General features: G+C 71.7%; 18 protein-coding genes. 2 read left to right on the top strand and 16 right to left on the bottom strand.

Features of this window, described 5'->3' with window-relative positions; all coding sequences use genetic code 11:
- Positions 1–97: 97 nt before the first annotated feature.
- The 3 genes from ACGFIK_RS15875 to ACGFIK_RS15885 all read right to left on the bottom strand — a co-directional run bounded on the left by ACGFIK_RS15875 (position 98) and on the right by ACGFIK_RS15885 (position 4986).
- Positions 98–2020, bottom strand: a complete 1923-nt coding sequence (locus ACGFIK_RS15875; protein ID WP_393339939.1) for a hypothetical protein — start codon at positions 2018–2020, stop codon at positions 98–100.
- Positions 2021–2247: 227 nt separating this feature from the next.
- On the bottom strand, positions 2248–3960 hold the full coding sequence (locus ACGFIK_RS15880) for a glycosyl hydrolase (RefSeq protein ID WP_393339942.1): 1713 nt from the start codon (positions 3958–3960) through the stop codon (positions 2248–2250).
- Between the two features lie 192 nt (positions 3961–4152).
- Positions 4153–4986 carry a shikimate dehydrogenase gene (locus ACGFIK_RS15885; RefSeq protein ID WP_393339945.1) on the bottom strand — a complete coding sequence of 278 codons (834 nt, stop codon included), beginning with the start codon at positions 4984–4986 and terminating at the stop codon, positions 4153–4155.
- Positions 4987–5031: 45 nt separating this feature from the next.
- Here ACGFIK_RS15885 and ACGFIK_RS15890 point away from each other — a divergent pair, with 45 nt between their 5' ends.
- On the top strand, positions 5032–6288 hold the full coding sequence (locus ACGFIK_RS15890) for an endo-1,4-beta-xylanase (protein WP_393339948.1): 1257 nt from the start codon (positions 5032–5034) through the stop codon (positions 6286–6288).
- A 30-nt stretch (positions 6289–6318) separates the two neighbouring features.
- Here the strand turns inward: ACGFIK_RS15890 and mltG are convergent, their stop codons facing one another.
- The 8 genes from mltG to ACGFIK_RS15930 form a co-directional block, all read right to left on the bottom strand.
- Positions 6319–7515, bottom strand: coding sequence for an endolytic transglycosylase MltG (mltG, locus tag ACGFIK_RS15895; RefSeq protein ID WP_327026768.1), 1197 nt, complete (start codon positions 7513–7515; stop codon positions 6319–6321).
- Positions 7516–7974: a Holliday junction resolvase RuvX gene (gene ruvX / locus ACGFIK_RS15900; RefSeq protein ID WP_327026769.1), complete on the bottom strand. Its 459-nt coding sequence runs from the start codon at positions 7972–7974 to the stop codon at positions 7516–7518.
- Between the two features lie 72 nt (positions 7975–8046).
- Positions 8047–10725: an alanine--tRNA ligase gene (gene alaS, locus ACGFIK_RS15905; protein ID WP_327026770.1), complete on the bottom strand. Its 2679-nt coding sequence runs from the start codon at positions 10723–10725 to the stop codon at positions 8047–8049.
- Positions 10722–11027, bottom strand: a complete 306-nt coding sequence (locus ACGFIK_RS15910) for a hypothetical protein (RefSeq protein WP_327026771.1) — start codon at positions 11025–11027, stop codon at positions 10722–10724. The genes alaS and ACGFIK_RS15910 overlap by 4 nt, the downstream gene beginning before the upstream one ends.
- A 24-nt stretch (positions 11028–11051) precedes the next feature.
- Complete coding sequence (locus tag ACGFIK_RS15915) at positions 11052–11513, bottom strand: DUF948 domain-containing protein (protein ID WP_327026772.1); 462 nt, start codon at positions 11511–11513, stop codon at positions 11052–11054.
- 153 nt (positions 11514–11666) lie between these two features.
- Positions 11667–12275 carry a hypothetical protein gene (locus tag ACGFIK_RS15920; protein WP_327027169.1) on the bottom strand — a complete coding sequence of 203 codons (609 nt, stop codon included), beginning with the start codon at positions 12273–12275 and terminating at the stop codon, positions 11667–11669.
- A 2567-nt stretch (positions 12276–14842) separates the two neighbouring features.
- A complete protein-coding gene (locus ACGFIK_RS15925; protein WP_327026773.1) occupies positions 14843–16360 on the bottom strand; it encodes a replication-associated recombination protein A in 1518 nt (505 codons plus the stop codon).
- A gap of 75 nt (positions 16361–16435) precedes the next feature.
- Positions 16436–16633, bottom strand: a complete 198-nt coding sequence (locus ACGFIK_RS15930; protein WP_327026774.1) for a hypothetical protein — start codon at positions 16631–16633, stop codon at positions 16436–16438.
- Between the two features lie 129 nt (positions 16634–16762).
- Between ACGFIK_RS15930 and ACGFIK_RS15935 the strand changes: the two genes are divergently transcribed.
- Positions 16763–17506: a GNAT family N-acetyltransferase gene (locus ACGFIK_RS15935; protein WP_327026775.1), complete on the top strand. Its 744-nt coding sequence runs from the start codon at positions 16763–16765 to the stop codon at positions 17504–17506.
- Here ACGFIK_RS15935 and ACGFIK_RS15940 read toward each other — a convergent pair.
- The 5 genes from ACGFIK_RS15940 to ACGFIK_RS15960 all read right to left on the bottom strand — a co-directional run bounded on the left by ACGFIK_RS15940 (position 17464) and on the right by ACGFIK_RS15960 (position 23681).
- Positions 17464–18852 carry an MFS transporter gene (locus ACGFIK_RS15940; protein ID WP_327026776.1) on the bottom strand — a complete coding sequence of 463 codons (1389 nt, stop codon included), beginning with the start codon at positions 18850–18852 and terminating at the stop codon, positions 17464–17466. The genes ACGFIK_RS15935 and ACGFIK_RS15940 overlap by 43 nt on opposite strands.
- Entirely contained in the window at positions 18849–19442 is a 594-nt protein-coding gene (locus ACGFIK_RS15945) for a helix-turn-helix domain-containing protein (RefSeq protein WP_327026777.1), read from the bottom strand. The genes ACGFIK_RS15940 and ACGFIK_RS15945 overlap by 4 nt, the downstream gene beginning before the upstream one ends.
- A gap of 193 nt (positions 19443–19635) precedes the next feature.
- Entirely contained in the window at positions 19636–20451 is an 816-nt protein-coding gene (locus ACGFIK_RS15950; protein WP_393339952.1) for a sugar nucleotide-binding protein, read from the bottom strand.
- Positions 20452–20560: 109 nt separating this feature from the next.
- Positions 20561–22366 carry an aspartate--tRNA ligase gene (aspS, locus tag ACGFIK_RS15955; protein ID WP_393339955.1) on the bottom strand — a complete coding sequence of 602 codons (1806 nt, stop codon included), beginning with the start codon at positions 22364–22366 and terminating at the stop codon, positions 20561–20563.
- Between the two features lie 262 nt (positions 22367–22628).
- Positions 22629–23681: a S1 family peptidase gene (locus ACGFIK_RS15960; protein ID WP_393339958.1), complete on the bottom strand. Its 1053-nt coding sequence runs from the start codon at positions 23679–23681 to the stop codon at positions 22629–22631.
- Between the last annotated feature and the right edge of the window lie 162 nt (positions 23682–23843).

Here is a 23843-nt window from a genome sequence, read left to right on the forward strand (position 1 = left end):
CGCGAGACAGCTCCGCCCGACGCTCGGGCCGGCGACGGAATCCGCCGCCGGCCCGACCTGAACAAGTTACCGACCTTCTGCTACAACGGGTACACCCCTACTGCACCGCGAAGAACATTCGGGGGATCGACCAGGACAGCCCGTCCGCAGTCGTGGCCAGCACCGTGATGTTCGCACCGTTGACCGCGGGCGCGGCCGTCGGGTCGAACGGCACGCTGCGCAGACTGCCGTCGGTGTGACCGTACACGATCTTGCCGTCGACCCAGGCCAGCCCCCGCACCGCCGACCAGGTCACGCCCGTGGTCGGCAGGCTGAACTCGGTGGCGCCCAGGTAGTTGCCGTCCACCTCGAAGTACCGGTAGTAGAGCCCGTTGGCCCCGGTACGGGTGTAGTAGAGGCGACCGTCGAGGAAGAAGGCGCCGGTCAGGTTCGCCGGGTTGTACCAGTCGTTGAAACCGGAGGCCTCCCACGGGACCCCGACATTGCCGCCGTTGAACATCGAGATGTCGATCCGGCTGCCGGTGGGGCTGCCGGGGACGGTCCGCGACCAGTAGATCCGGTCCCCCAGACCCCAGGTCGCGCCGGCACCGGTGTAGTTGGGCTGGCTGACCGTGGTCGGGGTGCCGACGGTGGTGCCGTCGAACGGCACCCGCTGCAACTCGCCCGCGGTGACACCCAGGTACAGGTTGCCGGAGCTGGCCGCCGACGGGTTCCGCGGAGTGATCGTCCGACCACCGGCGATCGGGAACATGCCCAGTCGACCGTGGTACTCGTTGGCCATGCCGTCGGAGTTGTGCCCGAAGTACAGACCGGTGCTGCCCCGCCAGATCACCGGCACCTGCGAGCCCCAGTTGCTGGCCCCTGAAGGCAGGGCGTTGCCGCCCCGGCGACCGGGGTTCCAGTTGACCGGCATGCCGGTGGCCGGGGTGACCGCGCCGATACCCAGCCGGTCGACCGCACCGGCGCCGGCCCGGTCGCTGGCGTTGGGGTTGTTCAGCCAGCGGAAGTGCCCGCCCAGGTAGATGATGTTGTCGGCCACCTCGACCGAGGTGATGGTGTCGTTTCCGGTGTAGTTGACCCAGGTGCCCACCTGGTTGGGTCCCCGGTTGGCGGTCTCGAACCGGACCAGAGCGTCGCAGTAGGCGGCCGGCCAGCCGGTGCCACCGTTGGTGCCGACGACGAACCAGCTGCCGTCCCCACCGAAGCGCAGGTCCTGTACGTAGTGCACGAAGGTGGTCGGCGCCCCGCACGGCGACACGAACCTCTCCGTGCTCCAGTCGATGACGCTGGGGGTGCCGGTCAGGTCGATCAGCACCATCTGGTTGCGGGGCAGGTCGTCGACGAACATGAAGTTGCCGCCGACGGCCAGGGTGCTGCCGTCCGGGGTGATGTCGATGGTCCAGGCGTACGAACTGGTGCCGTGCCGACCGACCGTGGCGTTGACGTTGAAGGTCGGGTCGATCGCACCGGTGCTGGCGTTGATCCGGGCGATGCCGGAGTGCGCCGTGCCGTTGATCCAGTTGAAGGCACCGGCCAGGTAGAGGTCGTTGCCGTGCAGCACCATGTCGCGGATCATGCCGCCGTCGGAACGGCCGACCCAGCTGGCGATGGTCTCGCCGGTGGCCGGGTCCAGGGCGACCAGGTTCCGACGCGACACCCCGTTGACGTTCTTGAAGGTCCCACCGACGATCAGCGTGCCGCCCGGCCCGGCGATCAGGGAGTTGACCGCGCCGTCCAGGTCCGGCACGAAGGTGGCGTTGATGGTGCCGGTGCTGCGGTTGTAGGCGAACAGGTAACGCTGGGTGATCCAGGGAGAACTGGCGGTCTGCCGGATCTGGGTGAAGTTGCCACCCACGAACACGTCGTCGCCCACCTCGGCGAAGGCGCGGGCCTCACCGTCACGGGCGTGCGGGGTCTGGTCTACCGGATTCGTCGACACCAGGGTGCCGGTTTCCGGTACGGGCAGTACGGCCGCTTCGGCCGCCTTCGGCACGGCCAGTACGGCCGCGAGAGTTACCAACGCTACGGCTCCGACCCGTGCTCTACGGCTACGGGTGGGATGCCGCTGGAAGGAGATTGTGGGCACGCTTCGCCTCCAGGGTGGACGGGATAGCGCCGGTAGCCTCTCGCGTCCACCCAGCAGGGCGACATCCGCCGATTGGGCGGTCGGTGCATCGGTTGTCGGACAGTAGCGACGCGAGGGGCTTCAGCAGCCACCGAGTGTCGCAAACGGCTGTCCGGTCGCGGTCAGCGGCTCCCTCCCGTGGGCTGCCGGAGGTAGCTGTCCCGCCCGGCGGCGGTGAATCCGGCCAGCGATGCCGCGTCGTGATTCATCGTCATGTTGCAGGTCTTGGTCGTGGTCGTCACGCCGGGCGAATTGAAGTAGATCGCTGCCTTGATCTTGGGGTGGGCCTTCAACGCCGCCGGGAACTCCTCGAACCACCGCCGCTTGGCATTCGGATCCGCCGCGTCGAAGTTCGTACCGAACTCGGCCAGCATCCGCGGCTTGCCCGCACCGATGCCCTTCTCGTCCAGCCAGCGGTAGAAGGATCCGATGGTGGTGCTCGGGCTCTTCCAGACCGTGCTGCCGTTGCAGACGTGGAAGTTGTACGGGTCCCAGGCCACCCAGTCGACATACCGGTCACCGGGGTAGAGCCCGGCATACCGGTCGTAGTGCCCGGACCAGCCCATCATCGTCCACACCCAGACCGCGTTGCGTACGCCGGCCGCGCCGAACCGGTCGTGCACGTACCGCCAGGCCTTGACGAAGTCGGCGTCACTGCCCTTGGCCGGCTCGTCCTCCGGCTCGTGGTCGAAGCCGATGAAGACCGGCTGCCCGACCGCCCGGATCCGCCCGGCGACCGCGTCGATGGTCTCGTCGTACCGGCCGCTGTACACGTCCTTCCAGGTCAGCACCGTGCCCTGGGAGAACACCCGGCTCTCCCAGGCGAAGAACATCAGCCGACCCTCACGCATCTGCTGCTGCTGGTACGTGTCCGGGAAGGCGCCGTTGCTGCCGTTGTTGGAGAAGTCGTGGTACCGGTGCACGATGTCGAACTTGCGACCCACCTGGGCCTCGACATCGGTGATGGCCCTACCGTGGTCCCAGGTCTGGGGGTTGGTCGGTGAGTACATCCCCCACCAGGCCCCACAGGAGGGCACCAGCTTCTCCGAGACCTGTCCACACTTGCCGGAGTCGGCCGGGGGTCGGGTGGTGCTCGGAGCCGACGGGGTGGGACTCGGCGCCCGGCTGGGCGACACGCTGGGCGAGGCGCTCGGCGCGACCGTGGCCGTCGGTGCCGGGGTGGCCGGCAGGGTGGCGCTCGGCGGCGCCGACGGCGGACGGGCGGCCAGGTCGTAGGTCACCACCAGGTTGGGCCGCAGATCCGCGTTGCGGTTCTCCGCCGAGGCCCAGTAGATGCGGGTGTCCAACCCGACCTGGGCCAGCGACAACGTCCAGATGCCGTTACCGGTGACCAGCCCGGAGACGTCCCACTCGTTGAAGCCCTTGCCCACCCCGGTCAGGGTGTCCAGGACCGTACCCGCCCGCTGCGGCGCGGGCCGCTGCGCGGTGGCGTCCAGATTCGAGGCGTGTGCGGTGACCGTGGCCTTGAAGGCCTGCCAGGTGTGCACCCGCAGGGTCGCCCGGACGTTTGTGGCGTTCTTCGGCAGGGAGGTGACCATGAAGGCGAGCACGGCCTCCCGGCCACCACGGGTGTTCCCGTCGCAGCGGGCCGGGCAGGTCGCCAGGGTCGTCTTGACACTGTTGTCCCCGTCCTGCACCACCGAGGTGGCCGTGGTGTCGGCGACCACCGGGATGGACAGGTTGTCGTCGGCCAGCAGGGGCACCATGGTCGCGGTGAGTCCGAGCACGACCGTGATGCCGAGGGCACCTAGGACAACGGCCTTGCGCCGAGGACCGGGGTGCCGGATGAGCCGATGCAGTCCACGCCTGGTCACGAAGAACTCCTTGCGTCTGCGGCGGTAACGCTGAGCAGCGTATCGGTGTACACCACAGAGCATGGGCATGACAGGGGGACCTAAGCGCGTCTTAACCCTTACCTAAGACTCCACCCAGGAAGGTGCTTCCGCTGCGTGATCACCTTCAATTTCGGGGGACCGGACCGGGCCACACCGCGCCCCCGGTCCGGTTCAGGAATGGTCCGCGCGGACGGCGGCCAGGGCGGCGGCCATCGCCGCCCGCGGGGCCGGCACCCCGGTGAAGTGCTCGAACTGGCCGATCGCCTGTGCCAGCAACAGATCCAGACCGGAGACGATGCGGCAGCCGGCGGCGGCGGCCGAGGCGGCCAGTGGGGTGGGCCAGGGATCGTAGATGGCGTCGAAGAGGACCGTGGTGGGACGCCAGGCCACCGTGTCGGCCAACTCGTCGGCGGCCCCCTTGGGCACAGTGGAGATCCACACCTCGGCGTCCGTCAGGGTCGCCGCCTGCGGCCAGGGCGCGGCCGTCAGGGCCAGACCCAGGGTGTGCGCCACCGGTGCCAGTTCGGCCACCGCCTCCGGCCGGCGGGCGACCAGGGTGACCCCGGCCGCCCGCAACCGGGCCGCCGCCGCCAGGGCCGCCCGGGCGGTGCCACCGGCCCCCAGCACGGTGACCGTGGCACCGGGACTCACCCCCGCCTCGGTCAACACCTCGACCATGCCGGTGACGTCGGTGTTGTCGGCGTACCAGGAACCGTCGGGTCGGCGTACCAACGTGTTGGCCGCGCCGACGGCGGCGGCGGCCGGCGAGGCCTCGGCGGCCACCGCGAGCGCCGCCTCCTTGCCAGGCATGGTGACCGACAACCCGGCCCACTCCGGGCCCAGGCCCGCGACCAGATCCGCCAGCTGGGCCGCCGAACACTCGATCCGGGTGTACGACCACCCGTCGAGCCCGGCGGCGGCGTAGCCGGCATTGTGGATCACCGGGGAGAGCGAGTGCGCGATCGGCTTGCCCACCACCGCCGCCTTGTGCACCGAGACCGCCAACGAGGCTCCTCCACCGCAGGGACGACTGTCACCTAACATCCAACAATGTCCGACAGCAGACTGCGACACCGCACCGGAAAGACCACACTTACCGTGCGCGGGCCGGATCGGCGGGTGCTCGCCGAGCAGGTCGTGACGGTCGAGCAGCGGCGGCACGCCTTCGCCTTCGGCAACATCGGTTTCGACTTCGTCGACCTGGTCGGCGGTCCCGGCCCCGAGATCGCCCAGCCCTTCGGCGGCACGGATTCCTCGGATCTCGACCGGCTCGGCGACCTGTGGCTGCACCTCTTCAACACCGCCACGCTGCCGTTCTACTGGGGTAGTTACGAGCCACGACGCGGCGCACCCGACACCGAGCGGCTGACCAGGACCGCCCGCTGGCTGGCCGGTCACGGCGTGACGGTCAAGGGCCACCCGCTGGTCTGGCACACCGTGCAGCCGCCGTGGCTGCTCGGCCTCGACCTCGACGAGGTCGAGGCGCTGCAACGGGCCCGGATCCGCGACCTGGTCGGTGGGTTCGCCGGTCTGATCGACACCTGGGACGCGATCAACGAGGCGGTCATCATGCCCGTCTTCGGCAACGGGGACAACGCCATCACTGACCTGGCCCGGGCCCGGGGCCGGATCCACATGGTGCGGATGGCGTTCGAGGAGGCCCGTGCGGCCAACCCGGCGGCGACCCTGGTGCTCAACGACTTCGACCTCAGCTCGGCCTACGAGTGCCTGATCGAGGGCGTCCTCGAAGCCGGCGTCCGCCTCGACGCGATCGGCCTGCAGACCCACATGCACCAGGGGTACCGGGGCGAGGAGTACACGCACGAGATGCTCGACCGGTTCGCCCGCTACGGCCTGCCGCTGCACCTGACCGAGACCACGCTGGTCTCCGGCCACCTCATGCCGCCGGAGATCGAGGACCTGAACGACTACCAGATCCCGCAGTGGCCGAGCACCCCCGAAGGCGAGGCCCGGCAGGCCGAGGAGATCGTCCGGCACTACCGGTCCCTGCTCGCCCACCCCGCCGTGCAGGCGGTCAACTACTGGGGACTCACCGACCGGGGCGCGTGGTTGGGTGCCCCCGCCGGCCTCGTTCGTTCCGACGGCAGCCGCAAGCCGTCGTACGACGCCCTCGAAGCCCTGATCAAGGGCGAGTGGTGGCTACCCCCGACCCCGATGCGCACCGACCCGGACGGCATGATCACCGTCGCCGGCTTCCTCGGCGACTACACCGTCTCGGCTGGTGAGCGCACCACGCACTTCACCATCGACGCGTCCGACACCACTGCCACGATCGACCTGGCCTGACCACCGCCACGCCGTGCGGAGGCCGGCTCGTCACAGGACGCCGGCCTCCTTGGCCTTATCGATGTTCCTCAGGTGCTGGTTGTAGTCCTTCGTGAAGGCGGAGTTGCCCGCCTTGTCGATCGCCACGAAGAAGAGCCAGTCGCCGTTCGGCGGGGCCATCGCACCTTCGAGGGCCTCCTTGCCCGGATTGTTGATCGGGGTCGGGATCATGCCGCGCAGCTTGCGGTTGTACGGGTTCTTCGGGTTGTCGAGGTCGGCCGCGGTCATCTGGCCGGAGGTCTTGCCCTCCTGACCGATCGACTCGAAGTAGTAGTTGACCGTGACGTCCATCTCCAGGCAACCGCAGGGGAAGGTCTCCGAGTAGACCCGGTTGTAGGCGACCCGGGCGACCTTGCCGAGATCCTTCTTGGTGCCGGCCTCGGCCTGGGCGAGCGACGCCACGATCAACGCCTCGTACGGGCTGATCCCGCCGCGTTCCTTCTGCACCCGGTCGGCGAACTCCATCTCCCCGGTGACGGTCAGGAAGTGGTCGACCATCTGCCCGAGGATGGTCTCGGCGGTGGAGTTCGGCGGGATCTCGTAGGTGTCCGGGAAGAGGAAGCCCTCGATGGACTTCTTGGCCTTCTTGCCGTCCTCCCGCTTGAACCACCAGTCCGGTACGCCGAGCTTCTCCGGGTCCTTCGCGGCGGCCTCGAACTCCTTGACCGGGATGTCGGTCTTGTCGCTGAGCAGTTTGAAGATGCTCTTGGCGGTGCGTCCCTCGGGGATGGTGATCCCGTTGACGATTCGGTTGGCCGGGTCGAGCATCGCGGCCAGGGCCAGCTCACCACTCATCTGCTTGCGCAGCTTGTAGGTGCCCGACTGGATGTTGCGGCTGCGGGAGTTCTTCTCGGCGGCCTCGATGAACGCCTTGGTGCTCTTGATCACGTCCGCGTCGCGGAGCACCACGGCCATGTCGGCCAGGAAGGCGCCCTGCGGGATCTGGATCGTCACCTCCTCGGCGCCCGCGCCGTCGTAGTCGGGGGTGACGAAGTAGTTCTGGATCCGGTCGAAACCGTAGAAGGCACCGCCGCCGATGCCGCCGAGCAGCACCAGGGCCAGCAACAGGGCCAGTGCCGTCCTGCCTCGGCCCCCGCCGGAGCGACCGTCCCGCTTACGACCTCGGCGGTGCTTGCCCTTGTCCCCCCGATCCTGCTCGTCGTGACCGAGGTCCAGCTCGTCAAACATCTACGTCCGCCTCCGCTGCGTGTCCAGCCAGCTCTGCAGAATCTCCACCGCGGCGGCCTGGTCGACCACCGCACGTTGCTTCTTCCCCCGGACACCTCGTTCGGCCAGCCTACGACTCGCCACGACCGTGGACATCCTCTCGTCGGTCAACGTCACCGGGACAGGCGATATCACCTCGGCCAGTTGTCGAGCGTACGCCTTGACGTGCTCGGCTGCGGGCCCATGTCGACCGGCGAGGTTGACCGGAAGGCCCACCACCACCTCCACGGCCTCGTGCTCGACGACCAACGCGGCGAGCTGGGCAAGATCGCTCGACACCGCGTCCGGCCTGGGATTCTGCTCCCGGGCGACCGTGACCAGCGGGGTGGCCAGCACCCCGTGCGGGTCGGACCGGGAGACCCCGATGCGGACCTGGCCGACGTCCACCCCCAGCCGCACACCACGGGACAGCTCAGTCACCGAAAGTCACCTCTGGGTAGAAAGAGGCCAGGGCGGACCCACCGGTCCGCCCTGGCCCGCTGTGCCGATGACTCACGCCTCGGCGATCGCCTTCTCGACCGTCATCAGCAGGGTCGGCACCTCCGACTCGGGCAGGCCACCGCCCTGAGCCAGATCCGGGCTGCCCCCACCACGACCGGAGAACGCCGCCTTGACCAGGTCGTTGGCGGCCAGCCCCCGCCCACGGGCGGCGGGATTGACCGACACCACCAGGGAGGCCTTGCCGCCGGAGCGGGCCGCCACCGCGACCACCCCCGGCCGGGCCGGATCGATCCGGCCACGGATCTCCTGGGCCAGGGTGCGTACGTCGTTGCCGGCCGCACCCTCCGGCGCCTCGATGCCGACGTAGGCGACCCCGCGGACGTCCTTGGCCTGGGCGGCGAAGGCCGCCGCACCCCCGAGCACCAGCTGGGCGCGCAGCTTCTCCAGCTCCTTCTCCGCGTCGCGCAGCTGGGTGACGGTCTGCTCGACCCGGTCGGCCACCTGCTCGGAGGGGACCCGGTACAGCTCGGCCAGGCGGGCCACCAGCAGGTGCTCCCGGGCCAGGAAGTTGAAGGCGTCCATGCCGACCAGCGCCTCGACCCGGCGGACCCCGGACCCGATGGAGGACTCCGAGAGGATCTTCACCAGGCCGAGCTGACCGGAACGGGACACGTGGGTGCCGCCGCACAGCTCCCGGGCGTAGTCACCGACCTCTACCACCCGGACCTGCTCGCCGTACTTCTCGCCGAACAGGGCCATCGCCCCGATGCGGCGGGCCTCGTCCAGCGAGGTGACGAAGGCGTGCACCTCCAGGTCGGCCAGGAGCACCTCGTTGACCTGCTGCTCCACGTCCCGCAGCACGCTAGGGGCCACCCCGGTGGCGGTATTGAAGTCGAACCGCAGCCGACCCGGGGCGTTCAGCGAACCGGCCTGGGTGGCGGACTCGCCGAGGAAGTTGCGCATGGTCTGGTGCACCAGGTGGGTGGCGGTGTGCGACCGGGAGATGGCCCGCCGCCGACTGGTGTCGATCTCGGCGTACCCGGTCTCCCCGGCCCGCACCTCACCCCGGATCACCCGGGCCCGGTGCACGATCAGACCGGGCACCGGCTGCTGCACGTCGAGCACCTCGACCTGCCCGCCGCCCACGGTGATCATGCCCAGGTCGGGCTGCTGCCCACCGCCCTCGGCGTAGAAGGGGGTGGTGTCCAGCACCAGCTCCACCAGGTCGCCCTCGACCGCGGCCGCACGCGGGCCGTCCGTGCCGAGCACCGCCCGTACGGTCGACTCCCGGGCCGTCTCGGTGTAGCCGGTGAAGGTCACCGGGCCCCCGGAGTCGAGCACGGACCGGTACGCCGACAGGTCGGTGTGCCCGGTCTTGCGGGCCTGCGCGTCGGCCTTGGCCCGGGCCCGCTGGTCGGCCATCAGCCGGCGGAAACCCTCCCGGTCGACGTCGAGCCCCTGCTCGGCGGCGATCTCCAGGGTCAGGTCGATCGGGAAGCCGTAGGTGTCGTGCAGCTGGAACGCCTTGGCTCCGGAAAGCGCCGGATTGCCGGCCGACTTCGTCTCCGTGATCGCGGTGTCCAGGATCGTGGTGCCGGCCCGCAGGGTGGCGAGGAAGGCGTCCTCCTCGGCGTACGCGTACGCCGAGATCCGGTCGAAGTCCGTGGCCAGCTCCGGGTAGGAGGGGGCCATGCAGTCCCGGGCCACCGGCAGCAGCTCGGGCAGGGCCCGGTCCTGCCAGCCGAGCAGTCGCACCGACCGGATGGCCCGGCGCATGATCCGCCGCAGCACGTACCCCCGGCCCTCGTTGGAGGGGGTCACCCCGTCACCGATGAGCATCAGGGCGGTCCGCACGTGGTCGGCGACCACCCGCAGCCGTACGTCGTCCGGGTGGGACTGGTTGGCCGCCTGGCCGGAGTGGGCGCCGTAGCGCTTGCCGGTCAGCTCGGCCGCCCGCTCCAGGATCGGCCGGACCTCGTCGATCTCGTAGAGGTTGTCGACCCCCTGGAGGATGGAGGCCATCCGCTCCAGGCCCATGCCGGTGTCGATGTTCTTCTTCGGCAGCTCGCCGACGATCCGGAACTCCTCCTTGCTCCGGACGTCCGCGATCTCGTACTGCATGAAGACCAGGTTCCAGAACTCCAGGTACCGGTCCTCGTCGACCTCCGGGCCGCCTTCCAGGCCGTACTCCGGGCCCCGGTCGTAGTACAGCTCCGAGCAGGGGCCGGCCGGGCCGGGGATGCCCATCGACCAGAAGTTGTCCTTCTTGCCCCGACGCACGATCCGCTCTGCCGGCACCCCGGTGCGCAGCCAGATGTCGCGCGCCTCGTCGTCGTCCAGGTAGACCGTCGCCCAAATCCGCTCCGGGTCCAGCCCGAAGCCCCCCGCCTCGACGGACTTGGTGGCCAGGTCCCAGGCGAACGGGATCGCCCCGTCCTTGAAGTAGTCACCGAAGGAGAAGTTGCCGTTCATCTGGAAGAACGTGCCGTGCCGACTGGTCTTGCCGACCTCGTCGATGTCCGGGGTACGGATGCACTTCTGCACGCTGACCGCCCGCGGGTACGGCGGGGTCTGCTGGCCCAGGAAGTAGGGGACGAACTGCACCATGCCGGCGTTGACGAACAGCAGGTTCGGGTCGCTGATGGCGGGCAGCGGAGCGGACGGCACCACGGCATGACCGTTCGCCTCGAAATGGGCGAGAAACCGCCGCTTGATCTCCGCCGTCTTCATCGCTGGTGTTCCTCCGGAAAGATTTCTCGATCGCCGATCCGCGGGTCCTCCCGCAGCTCGGCGAACTGGTCGTCGAACGCCTCACCCTGGGCGAACGCCTCGTGGATCTCCTGCTCCCGCTCGGCCATCCCGGCGCGTACGTCCGCCACGAAGCTACGCAGCTCCTCGACCAGCCCGCCAGCGGATTGTGACAGGTTGTCGGCGATGCCGGCCGGGGTGTACGCATGCGCGGCCTGGGTCGCCTTGCGGACCACCACCACCCCGACGGCCAGCCCGATACCCAGCCAGAACAGACGCCTCATGCTCGTACCTCCGCCTTCGTCGGGTCAGCGGTTCCCGCGCCGGGCGGCGCGCCGCTGGGCCTTGATGGTGTCGCGGACCTCGCGCTCGGTCTCGGCGTGCCGACGGGCGGAGGCGGCCTTGCGCACCCCGTACCCGAAGGCCGCCACCTTGACCAGGGGATTGGCCGCGGCGGCGGAGACGACCGTGACCAGGTTGGCGACATTGGCGCTGACGTTCTGCGCGTGGCTGGTCATGGTGTCGACCTTGGCCAGTTGGAGGTTCACCCCGTCGAGGGAGGTCTGCACCTGCTCCAGGGTGACATTGACGTTGCGGACCGTGGTGTTGACCTCACCCAGCAGCGGACCGGTCCGGTCGTTGAGCTCGTTGATCATCCGGGTGGTGGCGTCCACGGTGTGCCGCAGCCGCAGGATGGGCAGCGTCAGGATCAGCACCAGCATCGCGAATGCGATTGCCGCGATCAGCGCCGCGACCTCCAGAAAGCCCACGCCTGTCCTCCTCAACGAGATGTCTCGGGGCGGCATTATCCCCGATCCGCGCGGTCGTCCCGCCCGCGCCGACGCCCGGTGGCCCGCCACAGGACCGGCCGGGTCACACGCGGGACGCCAGGTGAGACCCTACCGTCCGTGATGACATTCGGCTCAGGACGGTGGTGAGGGCGTCAAGTCACCCAACGGATCATCGCCCAGGGTCGGGAAGGGGTCCACACCGGTCAGTGACGGATCGGTGCTCGGCTGTGGCCGGGTCCGGTCGTCGTCGATCGCGTTACGCACCTTCACCGTCACCAACGATCCGGCGCACTCCTCGGCGGCGGCCTCCGGATCCAGCGAGGGCACCACGGCCGGCTCGCCGTCCACCGGCGGAGGTACGCAGGTCGGCGGGCGGACCCAGAGATCCAGGGTCAGCTCATCCCGCCGCCAGCAGGTGTAGCGGCCCTTCTCCTCCTGCTCCGGGCAGTAGGCCGGCTTCCACGGCTGCCAGCCGTCCTGACTCAGCGCCGACTCGTACACCTGGGCGGTCTCCTCCGGTGACCGCTCGGAGGTCACCGTCCGCTCCCGCAGCCGGCAGTCCAGCAGACACCAGCGGCTGCCGCTGACCGCATCGGTGGTGCTGACCGCGGCCCAGGTGGGCACCTCCAGTTCGTCCAGGGAGGCGAAGACCGGGTCCCGGCCCGCCGCGCGCAGGCCGAAGAAGACCGGCACCGCGCCGAGCAGCAGCACACTGACCACGGCCAGGATCATCACCCGCATCCGGCGGTTGCCGCCGTCCTGGTGGCGCTCCTGCGCCCCGTCGTCCGGCCCGTCGCCGCCCGGCCCGTCGGAGTGCGCCGGTGGCGCCTCGGCGGGTTTCCGTACCTGCGGCTCCCCGGGTCGGAGCACCGGGCCCATCGGAACGACCGCCGCAGCCGCCCGAGCCACCGCCGGGCCCGCACCGGCTCGCGCCGGTGGGGGTACCGCGGCGACGCCGGAGGGCTCCGGACGGCCCGGGTTGCGGGCGGGCGGAGCGGCCCGGCCCGCCGGCCGTTCCTCGGCCCGAGGCGCGGCGGCGCCCCGGGCGACCACCGGCGACCCGGGGGGGCCCGGCGGCAGGTCAGCGGGGCGTCCGACCGGTGGGCCATCGGGGCGGGCGGTACCGCGCGGCGGGGCGGGCGGCTGCTCCGGAGCCCGGGTACGCCCGGTCGCCGGCCCCCCACCCGGCTGCCCCGGCACCGGTCCGGGCCGTCCGGGGGGTACGGCTGATCCGGGCCGTCCCGGCGGTACGGCTGATCCTGGTCGGCCGGGCGGCGGCTCGTTCCCGGCCGACGGGGTAACCGGTGCCCCGGCCGGGGGCAGGACCCGCCCACGGCCGGTAGGCGGCCCGTCCTGGCGGGCTGCTCCGCCGGTCGGCGGCCGTACCCCACCCTCGGGTCGACCCGCCTCGGCGGCGGCGCGGCCCGGCGGCGGCCCGGCGGGCTTCTCCACACCGCGCTGCCCCCGCACGGTCGGCACATCGCCGGTGGGGGCACCCTCGGGGCGGCCCGGCTCCGACCTCGTGATCGTCCGAAGGGCCGGATCGGTGTGGTGGGCCCGTCCGGCCTGGCGCAGCCAGTCCGCCGGCCGCTGCGGTCGGTCCGGTCCGCCGCTGCCGGAGCGGGGGTCCACCGACCGCCCGCCGGGGTCGTCGACCGGGCCGGTGGCGGTCACCGGCCCGTCCTCGGCCGCCCGGCGACCCGCCCTGCTCGGCGGCGGCGGTGTGCCGGTGCCGGGGGGCATCTCCGGCAGGTCCGCAGCTCGACGTGGTGATTCCGGCACCGTCCGACGGCCCTGGGGCGGCGTCTGCGGCCCTGGCGGCACCACCGGTACGCCGTGCGCTGCCGTAGACCGTCCCGGCGGCACCGCCGAGGGGCCCGGCGGCGCGGTCGCGGGACCGCGCTGCCCTGCCGACGGGCCCGGTGGGGCGGTCGCAGGACCGCGCGGCGCTGTCGAGGGGCCCGGCGGCGCGACGGAAGGGCCTCGCTGGCCGGTCGAGGGGTCCTGTGGCGCGGTCGCGGGGCCTCGCTGCCCCATCGAGGGGCCCTGCGGCGTGGTGGACGGGCCTCGCTGCGCGGCGGACGGACCCTGCGCAGTGGTGGGCGGGGCCGGCGGCGCGGAGCGGCGGCCCCGGAGGGGATTGTCGTCGCCGGTGTCACGCGATGCCGGCTCGGGGATCGGCGGCGCATTGCCGGAGGCCGGCACCACCGGCTGGTCCGTCTCGGGCTCGGCGGCGCGTCGCCGCCCCACCCGTCGGCCGCTGGCGGGTGCGCCGGTCGGTGCCCCCGCAGCGGGCGCCATGCCTGCTGCCGGACGGCCCAGGCCACCCTCGGCGGTCGAGGGTGCCTCCGGGACGGCACGTCGGCCCGGCTGAGCGGGCAGCGGAGATACCGCAGGGTCGATCTCGGGGGCACCGGGGACCCGGGGGCCACCCATCGGTTCCGGCATCGCACGGCGGGGACCGGCAGGCGCCCCGGTCGGCCGGACCGGGCGGCGCGCTGCGGGGGGACCCGACACCGGGCCGACCGGAGCACCCGAGACGGGTCCCTCCGGTGCGTTGGTCGGCGGCCCGATCACCGGACCGGTCCTCGGTTCGCCCCGGTACCGCCCCTGACCTGTCTGCGGCCACCCACCCGGCGGGGTGTCCGTCATGCCGGGGCCCTGGCGGCCACGAGGTCCGGCGGGCGCCGGGGGTTGCCCGGCGGGGGCGGGTAGCTGTTCACGGGCACCCACCACCGGTTGGTGTCCGGTGCCGGGCATCGGCGTCGCACCCGGCGAGGCAGCGGACCCGGGGGCCTCAGCGGGCCTAGGCCCACCGGCGGCCACGGGCCCACCGGCCGGACGAGGGCCGCCGGTCGGGGCGGGGCCGCCACCGGCCGGGCGGGTGATCGGGGTACCCGGCCAGGGGCCGTCCACCGGGCGGGCGCGGGGCGCCTCCGCGGGGCGGGGTGCGTCGTGGGGCGGAAGGCCGGTGCCCCGCGCCGGCATCGACTGCGTACGCCCGTCGGCAGGGGGTCGGACCGGCCCGGTCGGCGGGGCTTGCGGCCCGGCCGGGGCGGGGCCACCCGGGATCGGGCCGGGGTGAACGGGTCGGGACGACGCCGCCGGGCCCTCGGAGACGGGGGTGATCCCGTCGGGACCCAGTTCACCGCGCTGCTGCTTGGCCGAGCGCAGATCGTCGATCCAGCCGAAGTCCTCACCGCCGTCCGGCTCCTGCGGGACGGCCTCCGACTTGTTTCGGCCCCAGCGGCGGGGCTTGGCGCGCCGCTCCTCCTGGCCGTCCTCCGGTCGCTCGGAACCAGGCGATCTCACTGTTGACCCTTCCCGTCGGCGCGATCGCCGACCTCCTCGGTCACCTCGGCGGCCGCGGTCGTCGACTGCGGGTCATCGGTACCGGAGCGGACCTGATCCCGGCCGCCGCCCGGCGACGTTCCCGTGGCGGCGGGGGCGGGTAGTCCACGAACGATCCGGCGTAGCAACGGCAGCCGGGTGGCCACCGCGCGTTCCGCACCGTGCTGGCTCGGCTGGTAGTAGTCGGTCCCGACCAGGTCGTCCGGGACGTACTGCTGGCGGACCACCCCCCGGTGGTCGTCGTGGGGGTAGCGGTACCCGGTGCCGTGACCGAGGCCGCGGGCCCCGGCGTAGTGGGCGTCGCGCAGGCCCCGCGGCACCGCGCCACCCCGCCCGGCCCGTACGTCCGCGATCGCCGCCCCGATCGCGGTGGTGGCCGAGTTCGACTTGGGTGCGGTGGCCAGGTGGATCACCGCCTGGGCGAGGTTGAGCTGCACCTCCGGCAGGCCGACGTACTCCACCGCGTGGGCGACAGCAGTCGCCACGCTGAGGGCACTCGGATCGGCCATGCCGACATCCTCGCTGGCGAAGATGACCAGTCGGCGGGCGATGAACCGGGCGTCCTCCCCGGCGACCAGCATCCGGGCCAGCCAGTGCAGGGCGGCGTCCACGTCCGAGCCCCGCATGCTCTTGATGAAGGCGCTGGTCACGTCGTAGTGGGCATCCCCGGCCCGGTCGTACCGGACCGCGGCGGTGTCCACCGCCCGTTCGGCGGTGGCCAGGTCGATGCGGCCGGTGCCCAGGGCGGTGGCCGCACCGGCGGCGGCCTCCAGGGCGGTCAGGGCCTTGCGGACGTCCCCGCCGGCCAACCGGACCAGATGCTCCTCCGCCTCGGGATCCAGGGTGAGGGCCCCGGCCAGGCCCCGCTCGTCGGTCAGGGCCCGATGCAGCAGGCGACGCACCGCGGTGTCGTCTAGCGGGTGCAGGGTGAGCAGCACACACCGGGACAGCAGCGGGGAGATGACCGAGAAGTACGGATTCTCCGTGGTGGCCGCCAGCAGGGTGACCGTACGGTCCTCGACGGCGGCGAGCAGGGAGTCCTGCTGGGTCTTGCTGAACCGGTGCACCTCGTCGATGAAGAGCACCGTGGGCGGGCCGCCGGAGCGCCGCTGCCGGCGAGCGGTGTCGATCACCGCGCGGACGTCCTTGACCCCGGCCGACAGGGCCGACATGGCGACGAACCGCCGGTCGGTGGCGGTGGCCACCAGGTGGGCGATGGTGGTCTTGCCGCTTCCGGGTGGCCCCCAGAGGATGACCGACATCGGGGCCTGACCGGTGACCAGTTGTCGCAGTGGCGCACCGGGGGCGAGCAGATGCTCCTGACCGACGAGTTCGTCCAGGTTCGCCGGACGCATCCGGACCGGCAGCGGCGCGTCCGGGCCGACCGGGCTGAAGCCGCCGACGCCGCTGGAACCTGCCACCGCACTGACTGCTGCGGCAGGTTGACCCAGGGTGAACAGCGTCTCGGACTCCATCACGAGAACAGTACCGGGCTCGACCGAGCGCGCCAGAATCACGCCACCGATCGAGCCCGGGATGATCACTCTCGGTCAGCCGCGACCGGGACGACGCCCCCGATACCAGCGGCCACCCCGGCTGCCGACCCCGGCCAGGTGCAGTGCCAGCAGCAGCAGGCCGATCAGTACGAGGGTGTTCCAGTTGAACAGATCCGGGGCTCCGAGATCGGTACCGAGCAGGTCCAGCAGCAAGGTGAAGCCGAAGACCGCAGCGGCGGCAATGGCGAGCATGGCGTTCCTCCGGTGGGGGTTCCAGTAGGTCGGCCCGGGATGTACCCGATCGGTCCCCCCGCCAATCTCCACCCTGGACCCCGGGCCACCCTCTCCTGACCGGATGCGGGCCCATCTAGGCTCAATCCCATGGTCATCTTCGACGGGGGGCTAGCCGAGCGGGAGGCGATTCTGCGCGCCGTGGGCCCGCACCCCTTCCTCCGACATTCGCTGCCGCTGCGGGAGCCGGTACGGGCCTGGCGCCGGGACGGTGCGGTCTGCTGGCTGCTGCCCGAGGTCACGACGGGGCCGCTGGGTGGGATGGTCGGGCCGCCGGCCGAGGCGGCAGACCTGTTCGGCGTGCTCGCCGCCGAGGGCGTCTTGCAGCCCGGCCGCTGGGTGCATCTGCCCCGACTGGACCGGGCCACCCTCGACACCGCACCCGGGGTGGCGGCCCACGAGGACTGGGACTTCCTCTGGACCACCACCCCGCCGCCCCCGCAACCCGGCGAGGAACGGGTCGTCCGGCTCACCGAGGCGGATCACCCCGAACTGGCGGCCCTCATCGAGGAGTCCTTCCCCACCTCCACGGCACGGCCGGGCAATCCCCAGGTCGTCGACTGGTACGGCATCCGCGAGGGTGACCGGCTGATCGCCTGCGGGGCCGACCGCACCCGGGGTGACGTCGGTTTCCTCGCCGGGCTGACGGTGGCGCCGGCCTGGCGGGGCCGGGGCCTGGGCGCCGCCCTCACCGCCGGGATGAGCCGGGCCCTGGCGGCCCGCCACGACATGCTGGCGCTGGGCGTCTTCCCGGCCAACGTCGGTGCGATCCGGCTCTACCGTCGGCTCGGTTACGTCGAGGCCGTCGGGCTCACCTCGGTGCGCTGCGCCTGACCGGGGATCGACACTCCGTTGCCGGTCGACCCCCCACCCTCCTCCGGCTCGGCGGAGTGCTGCTGCCGATCGGCGGGGTGCTGCTGCCGATCGGCGGTCATCGGCGGTTCGGGGTGGCGGCCGGCCCGCCAGGCCGGCAGGTACAGCGGCGCGGCGACCGCCAGCACCACCGCGCCGACCAGCATCGCCGCGCTGACCCCGGCCCGGTCGCCGATGTAGCCGAGCACCACCCCACCCAGGGCGCCGGCCGGCATCGCCACCATGGAGTTCAGCGAGATCAGGCTGGTCCGGTACGGGCCGGCGACCTGCCGGTGCAGCAGCCCCATGTGCAGGGGGTTGGAGGCGCCGTGCACGGCGTAGCAGGCGAAGAAGGCGATCAACACTCCGGTCGGCCCGGCGAACAGGGCCATGCCGACCACGGTGATCCCCTGCATGATCCGCAGCAGGGCGGCACCGGGGGCGGCACCCAGCCACCGGATGATCAGTGGGGTGAGCGCCGCGCCGGCGGCCGAGGCCAGCCATGCCGCCGTACTGGCCGGCCCGAGCAGGACACCGGCCCGCTCCGGGTCGCCCACCACCTCGGCCAACCGGATCGGCAACAGACCCTCGAAGGTGGCCATGCCGAAGCCCCAGAACAACTCGACCGCCACCAGGGCCAGCAGCACCCGGGACCGGCGCAGCAGACCGAGGGCCTCCCCCACCATGCGCGGGGCATCGCGCACGGAGGCCCGCAACGTGGCCCGGCCGATCACCGCCCGACCCTCCACCAGCAGGATCAGCAACGCCACCAGGTAGACCACCTGCAAGCCGACGGCAGCCAGCACCGGCCCGGTCAAGGCGCTCAGCGGCCCGATCGGCCCCAGGGCCACCAGACCGCCACTGAGCAGCGCCCCGGCCGCCATGGCCAGGCCGAGCACCATGCCCCCCTGACCCAACCCCTTCTCGTACCCGGCGTCCGGGTCCGCGGCCAGGGTGGTGTCGACGTACCAGGACTCCAGGGGGCCGCTGTCCAGGGCGCGGAACACCCCTTGCAGCGCCCAGACGACGACCAGCAGGGCGAAGGAGTCCGCCACCACCAGCAGCCCGGTCGAGACCAGGCCGACCAGGCTCGCCACCACCAGCACGGGCTTGCGGCCCAGGGCGTCGGCCACCCCGCCGGTCGGCAACTCCAGGGCGAGCACCACCACGCCCTGCGCGGCGACGGCCAGACCGATCTGGGTCAGGGACAGGCCGCGTTCCTGCATGAGCAGGATGGTCACCGGGATCAACAGGCCGACCGGCAACCAGCGCAGGCCGTGCAGGACCAGGTAACGCCGCCGGACCTGGCGTACGGACAGGGGGTTCACCGGGTGCCACCGATCAGCATCGGCAGGGCGGTGAGGAAGATCTGCACCTGCTCGGCCCCGGGCTCGGTCGGGTCCGACTCGGCCCGGTAGCGCTCCAGCACCTGCCACAACTCCGCGCGCAGCTGCGCCAACCGGGCCGCCGGAATGGTCATGAAGGCGTCACTGGTACCGAAGAGGTCACGCCAGGCCGGCGGCCACTGATCGCGTACGGCGAACCACCGCTCGGCGTACTCGACGTACTGGCGTACCTGCTCGGCCTGGATCCACTCGATCGCGGCCCGGGCGTCCGGGTCGTCGTCGAAGTCGGTGTTCTCCCAGTTCGTGACGTCGTGGGCGGCCCGCCACCACCGCTGCCGCCCGGTCCCCCGGCCGGGTTCCTCGACCACCAAGCCCACCTCGGCCAACTGCCGCAGGTGATAGCTGGTCGCCCCGGTGTTGGTGTCGAGCAGCTCAGCGAGCCCGCTGGCCGTCGCCGGCCCCTTTACCCGCAGGGCCCCCAACAGCCGCGTCCGCAACGGATGCGCCAACACCCGCACCTGCCGCCGATCGATCCGCACCCGCCGAGGCCGATCCCCCGCACTGTACTCCATAAATCCACAATACTTATGCACAACTCCTCTGCACAACTATTGTGCACTCCCCCCTCCCCGTCGATCTTGCACTTTCGGTCGCTCTTTTGCGGCTTATGTCAGCTTTACCCCGACAGAAAGTGCAAGATCGACGGCCCGGGGCGGGCTCGACGGGGCCGGGTGGGGCAGGGGTGAGCTCGGCCCGGGGTGGGGGCTAGCGGGCTAGGAGTTCGGTGATGCCGCGTAGGCGGGTGTGGAGCAGGGTGGTGGCGCGGGTGGTGTCGAGGCGGATCTCGGCTGGGCGGACCAGGCCGCGGCCGGCGGCGGTGGTGGTCGTCAGGGCACTGGTGGCCAGGCCTTCCCGGCGGGCCAGCAGTCGACCCAACTCCGCCCGGCTGACCGGGTCCGGGCCGGCCACGTTCAGCGGTCCGGCGTAGTCCGAAGCCGCCAGTTCGAGCACGGCGGCGGCCAGGTCGGTGACGTCCACCGGGCAGCGCAACTCGCCGGTGAAGAGGGCTCCGCGTCCGGCCAGGGCCTCCCGGCAGAGTCGAATCTGCGGGCTGCCCTCGCCGACGATCAGCGAGGTACGCACCAGCACGGCCCCCGGGTCGATCGCGCGCACGGCCGTCTCCGCAGCTGCCTTCGCCGCACCGTACGGGAAGATCGGGGTGGGTGGATCATCGTCGGCGTACGGCTCGGAGCGCCCGGCGTGCAGCGCGTCGCTGGAGATGTGCACCAGGCGGGCACCCACCTCGGCGGCGGCCCGGGCCACGTACGCCGCCCCGTCGGCGGTGACCGTCCAGTCGTCGTACCGGTAGGAGGTGTTGACCACGACCTCCGGGCGCACCTGCGCGACCAGGGTGCGCACCGCGAGCCGGTCGGTCACGTCCAGCCGCCGGACCGCCACCCCCGGCACCCGCACCGCACCGGAGTGACACGTCCCGACCACCGACCATCCCGCGCCGACTCCCCGCCGGCACACCTCCCGCCCCAGAAACCCGCTACCCCCCCCCACCACCAAAACCCGCATGCTCGCCCTTCCCCGGTTGGCCGATCAAGAAGTTCGCGTCGCCGAGGGCTCAGATCATGACGCAAACTTCTTGATCAACCAGGAATCCGAGGAAGGGCGGGTGGGTCGGTCAGGTGGGGTCGGCCACCGGGGCGGCGGGGCCGGCGGTGCCGGGGTGGGACGGCGCCTGAGGCTTGGGCTTGGCGTCGACGCCGGCCTCGGTGCGCTGCTGGGCGGTGATCGGGGTGGGGGCGCCGGTGAGGGGGTCGAAGCCGCCCCGGGTCTTCGGGAAGGCGATCACCTCGCGGATCGAGTCGGCCCCGGCCAGCAGCATGCAGACCCGGTCCCAGCCGAAGGCGATGCCGCCGTGCGGCGGCGGGCCGTAGTTGAACGCCTCCAGCAGGAAGCCGAACTTGTCCTGCGCCTCCTCGGGCGTGATGCCGAGCAGGTCGAAGACCCGCTGCTGCACGTCGCGGCGGTGGATACGGATCGAGCCGCCGCCGATCTCGTTGCCGTTGCAGACGATGTCGTACGCGTACGCCAGCGCCCGGTCCGGCGCCTCCTCGAAGCGGTCCACCCACTCGGAGTTCGGCGAGGTGAAGGGGTGGTGCACCGCCGTCCAGCCACCCTCGTCGGTCTTCTCGAACATCGGCGCGTCGACCACCCAGCAGAACGCCCAGGCACTCTCGTCGATCAGACCAGCGCGCCGCGCGATCTCGATGCGGGCCGCCCCGAGCAGCTCCTGGGCCTCCCGGGCCTCGGTGCTGGCGGCGAAGAAGATCGCGTCGCCCGGCTTGGCACCGACCGCGTCGGCCAGCCCGTTCAGATGCTCGGCCGACAGGTTCTTCGCCACCGGGCCGCGTGCCTCGCCGGTCTCGGCGTCGAGCACCACGTACGCCAGGCCCTTGGCGCCGCGCGCCTTGGCCCAGTCCTGCCAGCCGTCCAGCTCCTTGCGGGTCTGGGCGGCGCCACCGGGCATGACGACCGCGCCGACATAGCCGCCCGCGTCGATCGCCCCGGCGAAGACCCGGAAGGTGGTGCCGCGCAGGTACTCGGTCAGCTCGGTCAGCTCGACGCCGTAGCGCAGGTCCGGCTTGTCCGAGCCGTACCGGGCCATCGCGTCGTGCCAGGTGATCCGCGGGATCGGCCGGGGGATCTCGTACCCGGCCAGGTCCGACCAGAGGGCGGACACGATCGCCTCACCGAGGTCGATCACGTCGTCCTCGGTGACGAAGGACATCTCGATGTCCAGCTGGGTGAACTCCGGCTGCCGGTCGGCCCGGAAGTCCTCGTCGCGGTAGCAGCGGGCGATCTGGTAGTACCGCTCCATGCCGCCGACCATCAGCAGCTGCTTGAACAGCTGCGGCGACTGCGGCAGGGCGTACCAGCTGCCGGGCTGCAGGCGGACGGGGACCAGGAAGTCGCGGGCACCCTCCGGGGTGGACCGGGTCAGGGTCGGGGTCTCGATCTCCAGGAAGTCCCGCTCGTGCAGCACGGCCCGGGCGAGCTGGTTGGCCCGCGAGCGCAGCCGCATCGCCTTGGCCGGGCCGCCGCGCCGCAGGTCCAGGTAGCGGTACTTGAGCCGGATGTCGTCGCCGGCCACCACCTGGTCGTCCACCGGCAGCGGCAGCGGCGCCGCCTCGGAGAGCACCTCCAGCTCGGCGGCGGTCACCTCGATCTCGCCGGTGGGCAGCTCCGGGTTCTCGTTGCCCTCGGGCCGCCGGGTGACCTCACCGACGACCTTGACGCAGTACTCGTTGCGCAGGGCGTGCGCGTCCTCCTCCCGGAAGACCACCTGGACCACGCCGGAGCCGTCGCGCAGGTCGACGAAGATGACACCGCCGTGGTCGCGCCGGCGGGCCACCCATCCGGCGAGGGTCACCGTGCTGCCGGCGTCCGTCGCGCGCAGGCTGCCGGCGTCATGGGTACGGATCACGGCGTGCGTCTCCCTCGTGAAGCTCTACGTCTGTTGCGGGCATTCTCGCAGCACTCCCCCGCGGCCGTTTGCCGGGTGCAAGGAAGGGCCCCTTCTTAACGCCTCAGGTAGCAAAAGGGTCCCCTGTTAACAGCCAGCCCGCACCCCGTTTACCCCCTGCTCCCGACCCGACGGCACCTGGAACCTCGGCACACGCGGGCGGGCCGCCGGAGGAGGAATCCGGCGGCCCGCTGCGGTGAGGAGGGTCAGGGGGTACGGCAGATCAGTAGACGCTGACGCCGTAGCGGCTCAGCACCGGCCCGACCGGCTGGAAGAAGGTGGTGCCGCCGATGGAGCAGTTGCCACTGCCGCCGGAGGTCAGGCCGAGCGCGATGGTGCCGCTGAACAGCGAGCCGCCGCTGTCACCGGGCTGGGCGCAGATGTTGGTACGGATCAGACCACGGACCTGGCCCTCGGCGTAGTTGACGGTGGCGTTGAGCGCGGTGACCGAGCCGCTGCGCAACCCGGTGGTGCTGCCGGAACGCTGCGCCGACTGGCCGACGTAGGCGTTACCGGAGGCGGTGATGTCGCGGAAGCTGCCGTTGTAGAGGGAGACGTTGCCCGGCTGCACGGTGCTCTGGTTGCTGTACCGAACGATGCCGTAGTCGCTGCCCGGGAAGACACTGCCGGTACGCGAGCCCAGCAGCGCGCTCTGGCTGGAGTTGCTGTACCAGTTCGCCGCGATGTTGGTGCAGTGCCCGGCGGTGATGAAGTAGTACGTGCTGCCGGCCCGGACGTTGAAGCCGAGCGAGCAGCGCCCACCGCCCTGGGCGTAGATGGCCTGGCCACCCGAGATCCGGGTGCTCAGCACACCGGCCTCGGCCTCGATGCGTACCGCGCCGTTGGTCCGCGCCGCAGCGGCCTTGACCCGCTCCAGCTTGGCACCGGTCACGGTGCTGTCGACGGAGACGACGACCTGGTTGGTGGCCGGGTCGACCCACCAGGCGGTGCCCGGGATGGCCGCGGAGCGGTCCAGCTCGGCGGTGGCCCGGTTCAGCTCGGCCGCACCTCGCTTGACCAGCTTCGGGGTGGCGCCGGCCGACGCCACCTGGCGGGCGGCGAGGCTGTCGGTCACCGCGACGACCATCTTGCCGGTCGCGTCGGCGTACGCACCGGCGGCGCGGGCACCGAGCCGCTCGGCCAGGGTGGCGGCGGAGTCAGGCGTGGCGGACCCGGGGGCCGCCTGGGCGGGGGTGCCGGCCAGCACACCGGCGACGAGGGTTCCGGCCGCGGCGACGGTGACCGCGCGGCGCAGCATTGACCTTGTGGGTCGCATGTAACAGCCTCCCGAAGGGGGTTGGAGAGCCCTGTCATGCCGACAGGGCAGGGGGAAACTCGGCCACCTGGGGAAACGGCCAAGCGAAGAGAAGTATTCACACATTTAAGATCATAGACAAGGCCGCCCTTTGCCCCAGTTTCACCGTTCGGTCGAGGTAAC

The organism is Micromonospora sp. NPDC048871 (genome assembly GCF_043198155.1).
Classification (GTDB): Bacteria; Actinomycetota; Actinomycetes; order Mycobacteriales; family Micromonosporaceae; genus Micromonospora.

Coding starts and splice junctions, on each gene's coding strand:
- ACGFIK_RS15935 (WP_327026775.1), top strand. CDS start 16,763: ATGGTCATCTTCGACGGGGGGCTAGCCGAGCGGGAGGCGATTCTGCGC.
- ACGFIK_RS15950 (WP_393339952.1), bottom strand. CDS start 20,451: ATGCGGGTTTTGGTGGTGGGGGGGGGTAGCGGGTTTCTGGGGCGGGAG.
- ACGFIK_RS15890 (WP_393339948.1), top strand. CDS start 5,032: ATGTCCGACAGCAGACTGCGACACCGCACCGGAAAGACCACACTTACC.
- ACGFIK_RS15930 (WP_327026774.1), bottom strand. CDS start 16,633: ATGCTCGCCATTGCCGCCGCTGCGGTCTTCGGCTTCACCTTGCTGCTG.
- ACGFIK_RS15910 (WP_327026771.1), bottom strand. CDS start 11,027: ATGAGGCGTCTGTTCTGGCTGGGTATCGGGCTGGCCGTCGGGGTGGTG.
- ACGFIK_RS15960 (WP_393339958.1), bottom strand. CDS start 23,681: ATGCGACCCACAAGGTCAATGCTGCGCCGCGCGGTCACCGTCGCCGCG.
- ACGFIK_RS15925 (WP_327026773.1), bottom strand. CDS start 16,360: ATGGAGTCCGAGACGCTGTTCACCCTGGGTCAACCTGCCGCAGCAGTC.
- ACGFIK_RS15945 (WP_327026777.1), bottom strand. CDS start 19,442: ATGGAGTACAGTGCGGGGGATCGGCCTCGGCGGGTGCGGATCGATCGG.
- mltG (WP_327026768.1), bottom strand. CDS start 7,515: ATGTTTGACGAGCTGGACCTCGGTCACGACGAGCAGGATCGGGGGGAC.
- ACGFIK_RS15920 (WP_327027169.1), bottom strand. CDS start 12,275: ATGCGGGTGATGATCCTGGCCGTGGTCAGTGTGCTGCTGCTCGGCGCG.
- alaS (WP_327026770.1), bottom strand. CDS start 10,725: ATGAAGACGGCGGAGATCAAGCGGCGGTTTCTCGCCCATTTCGAGGCG.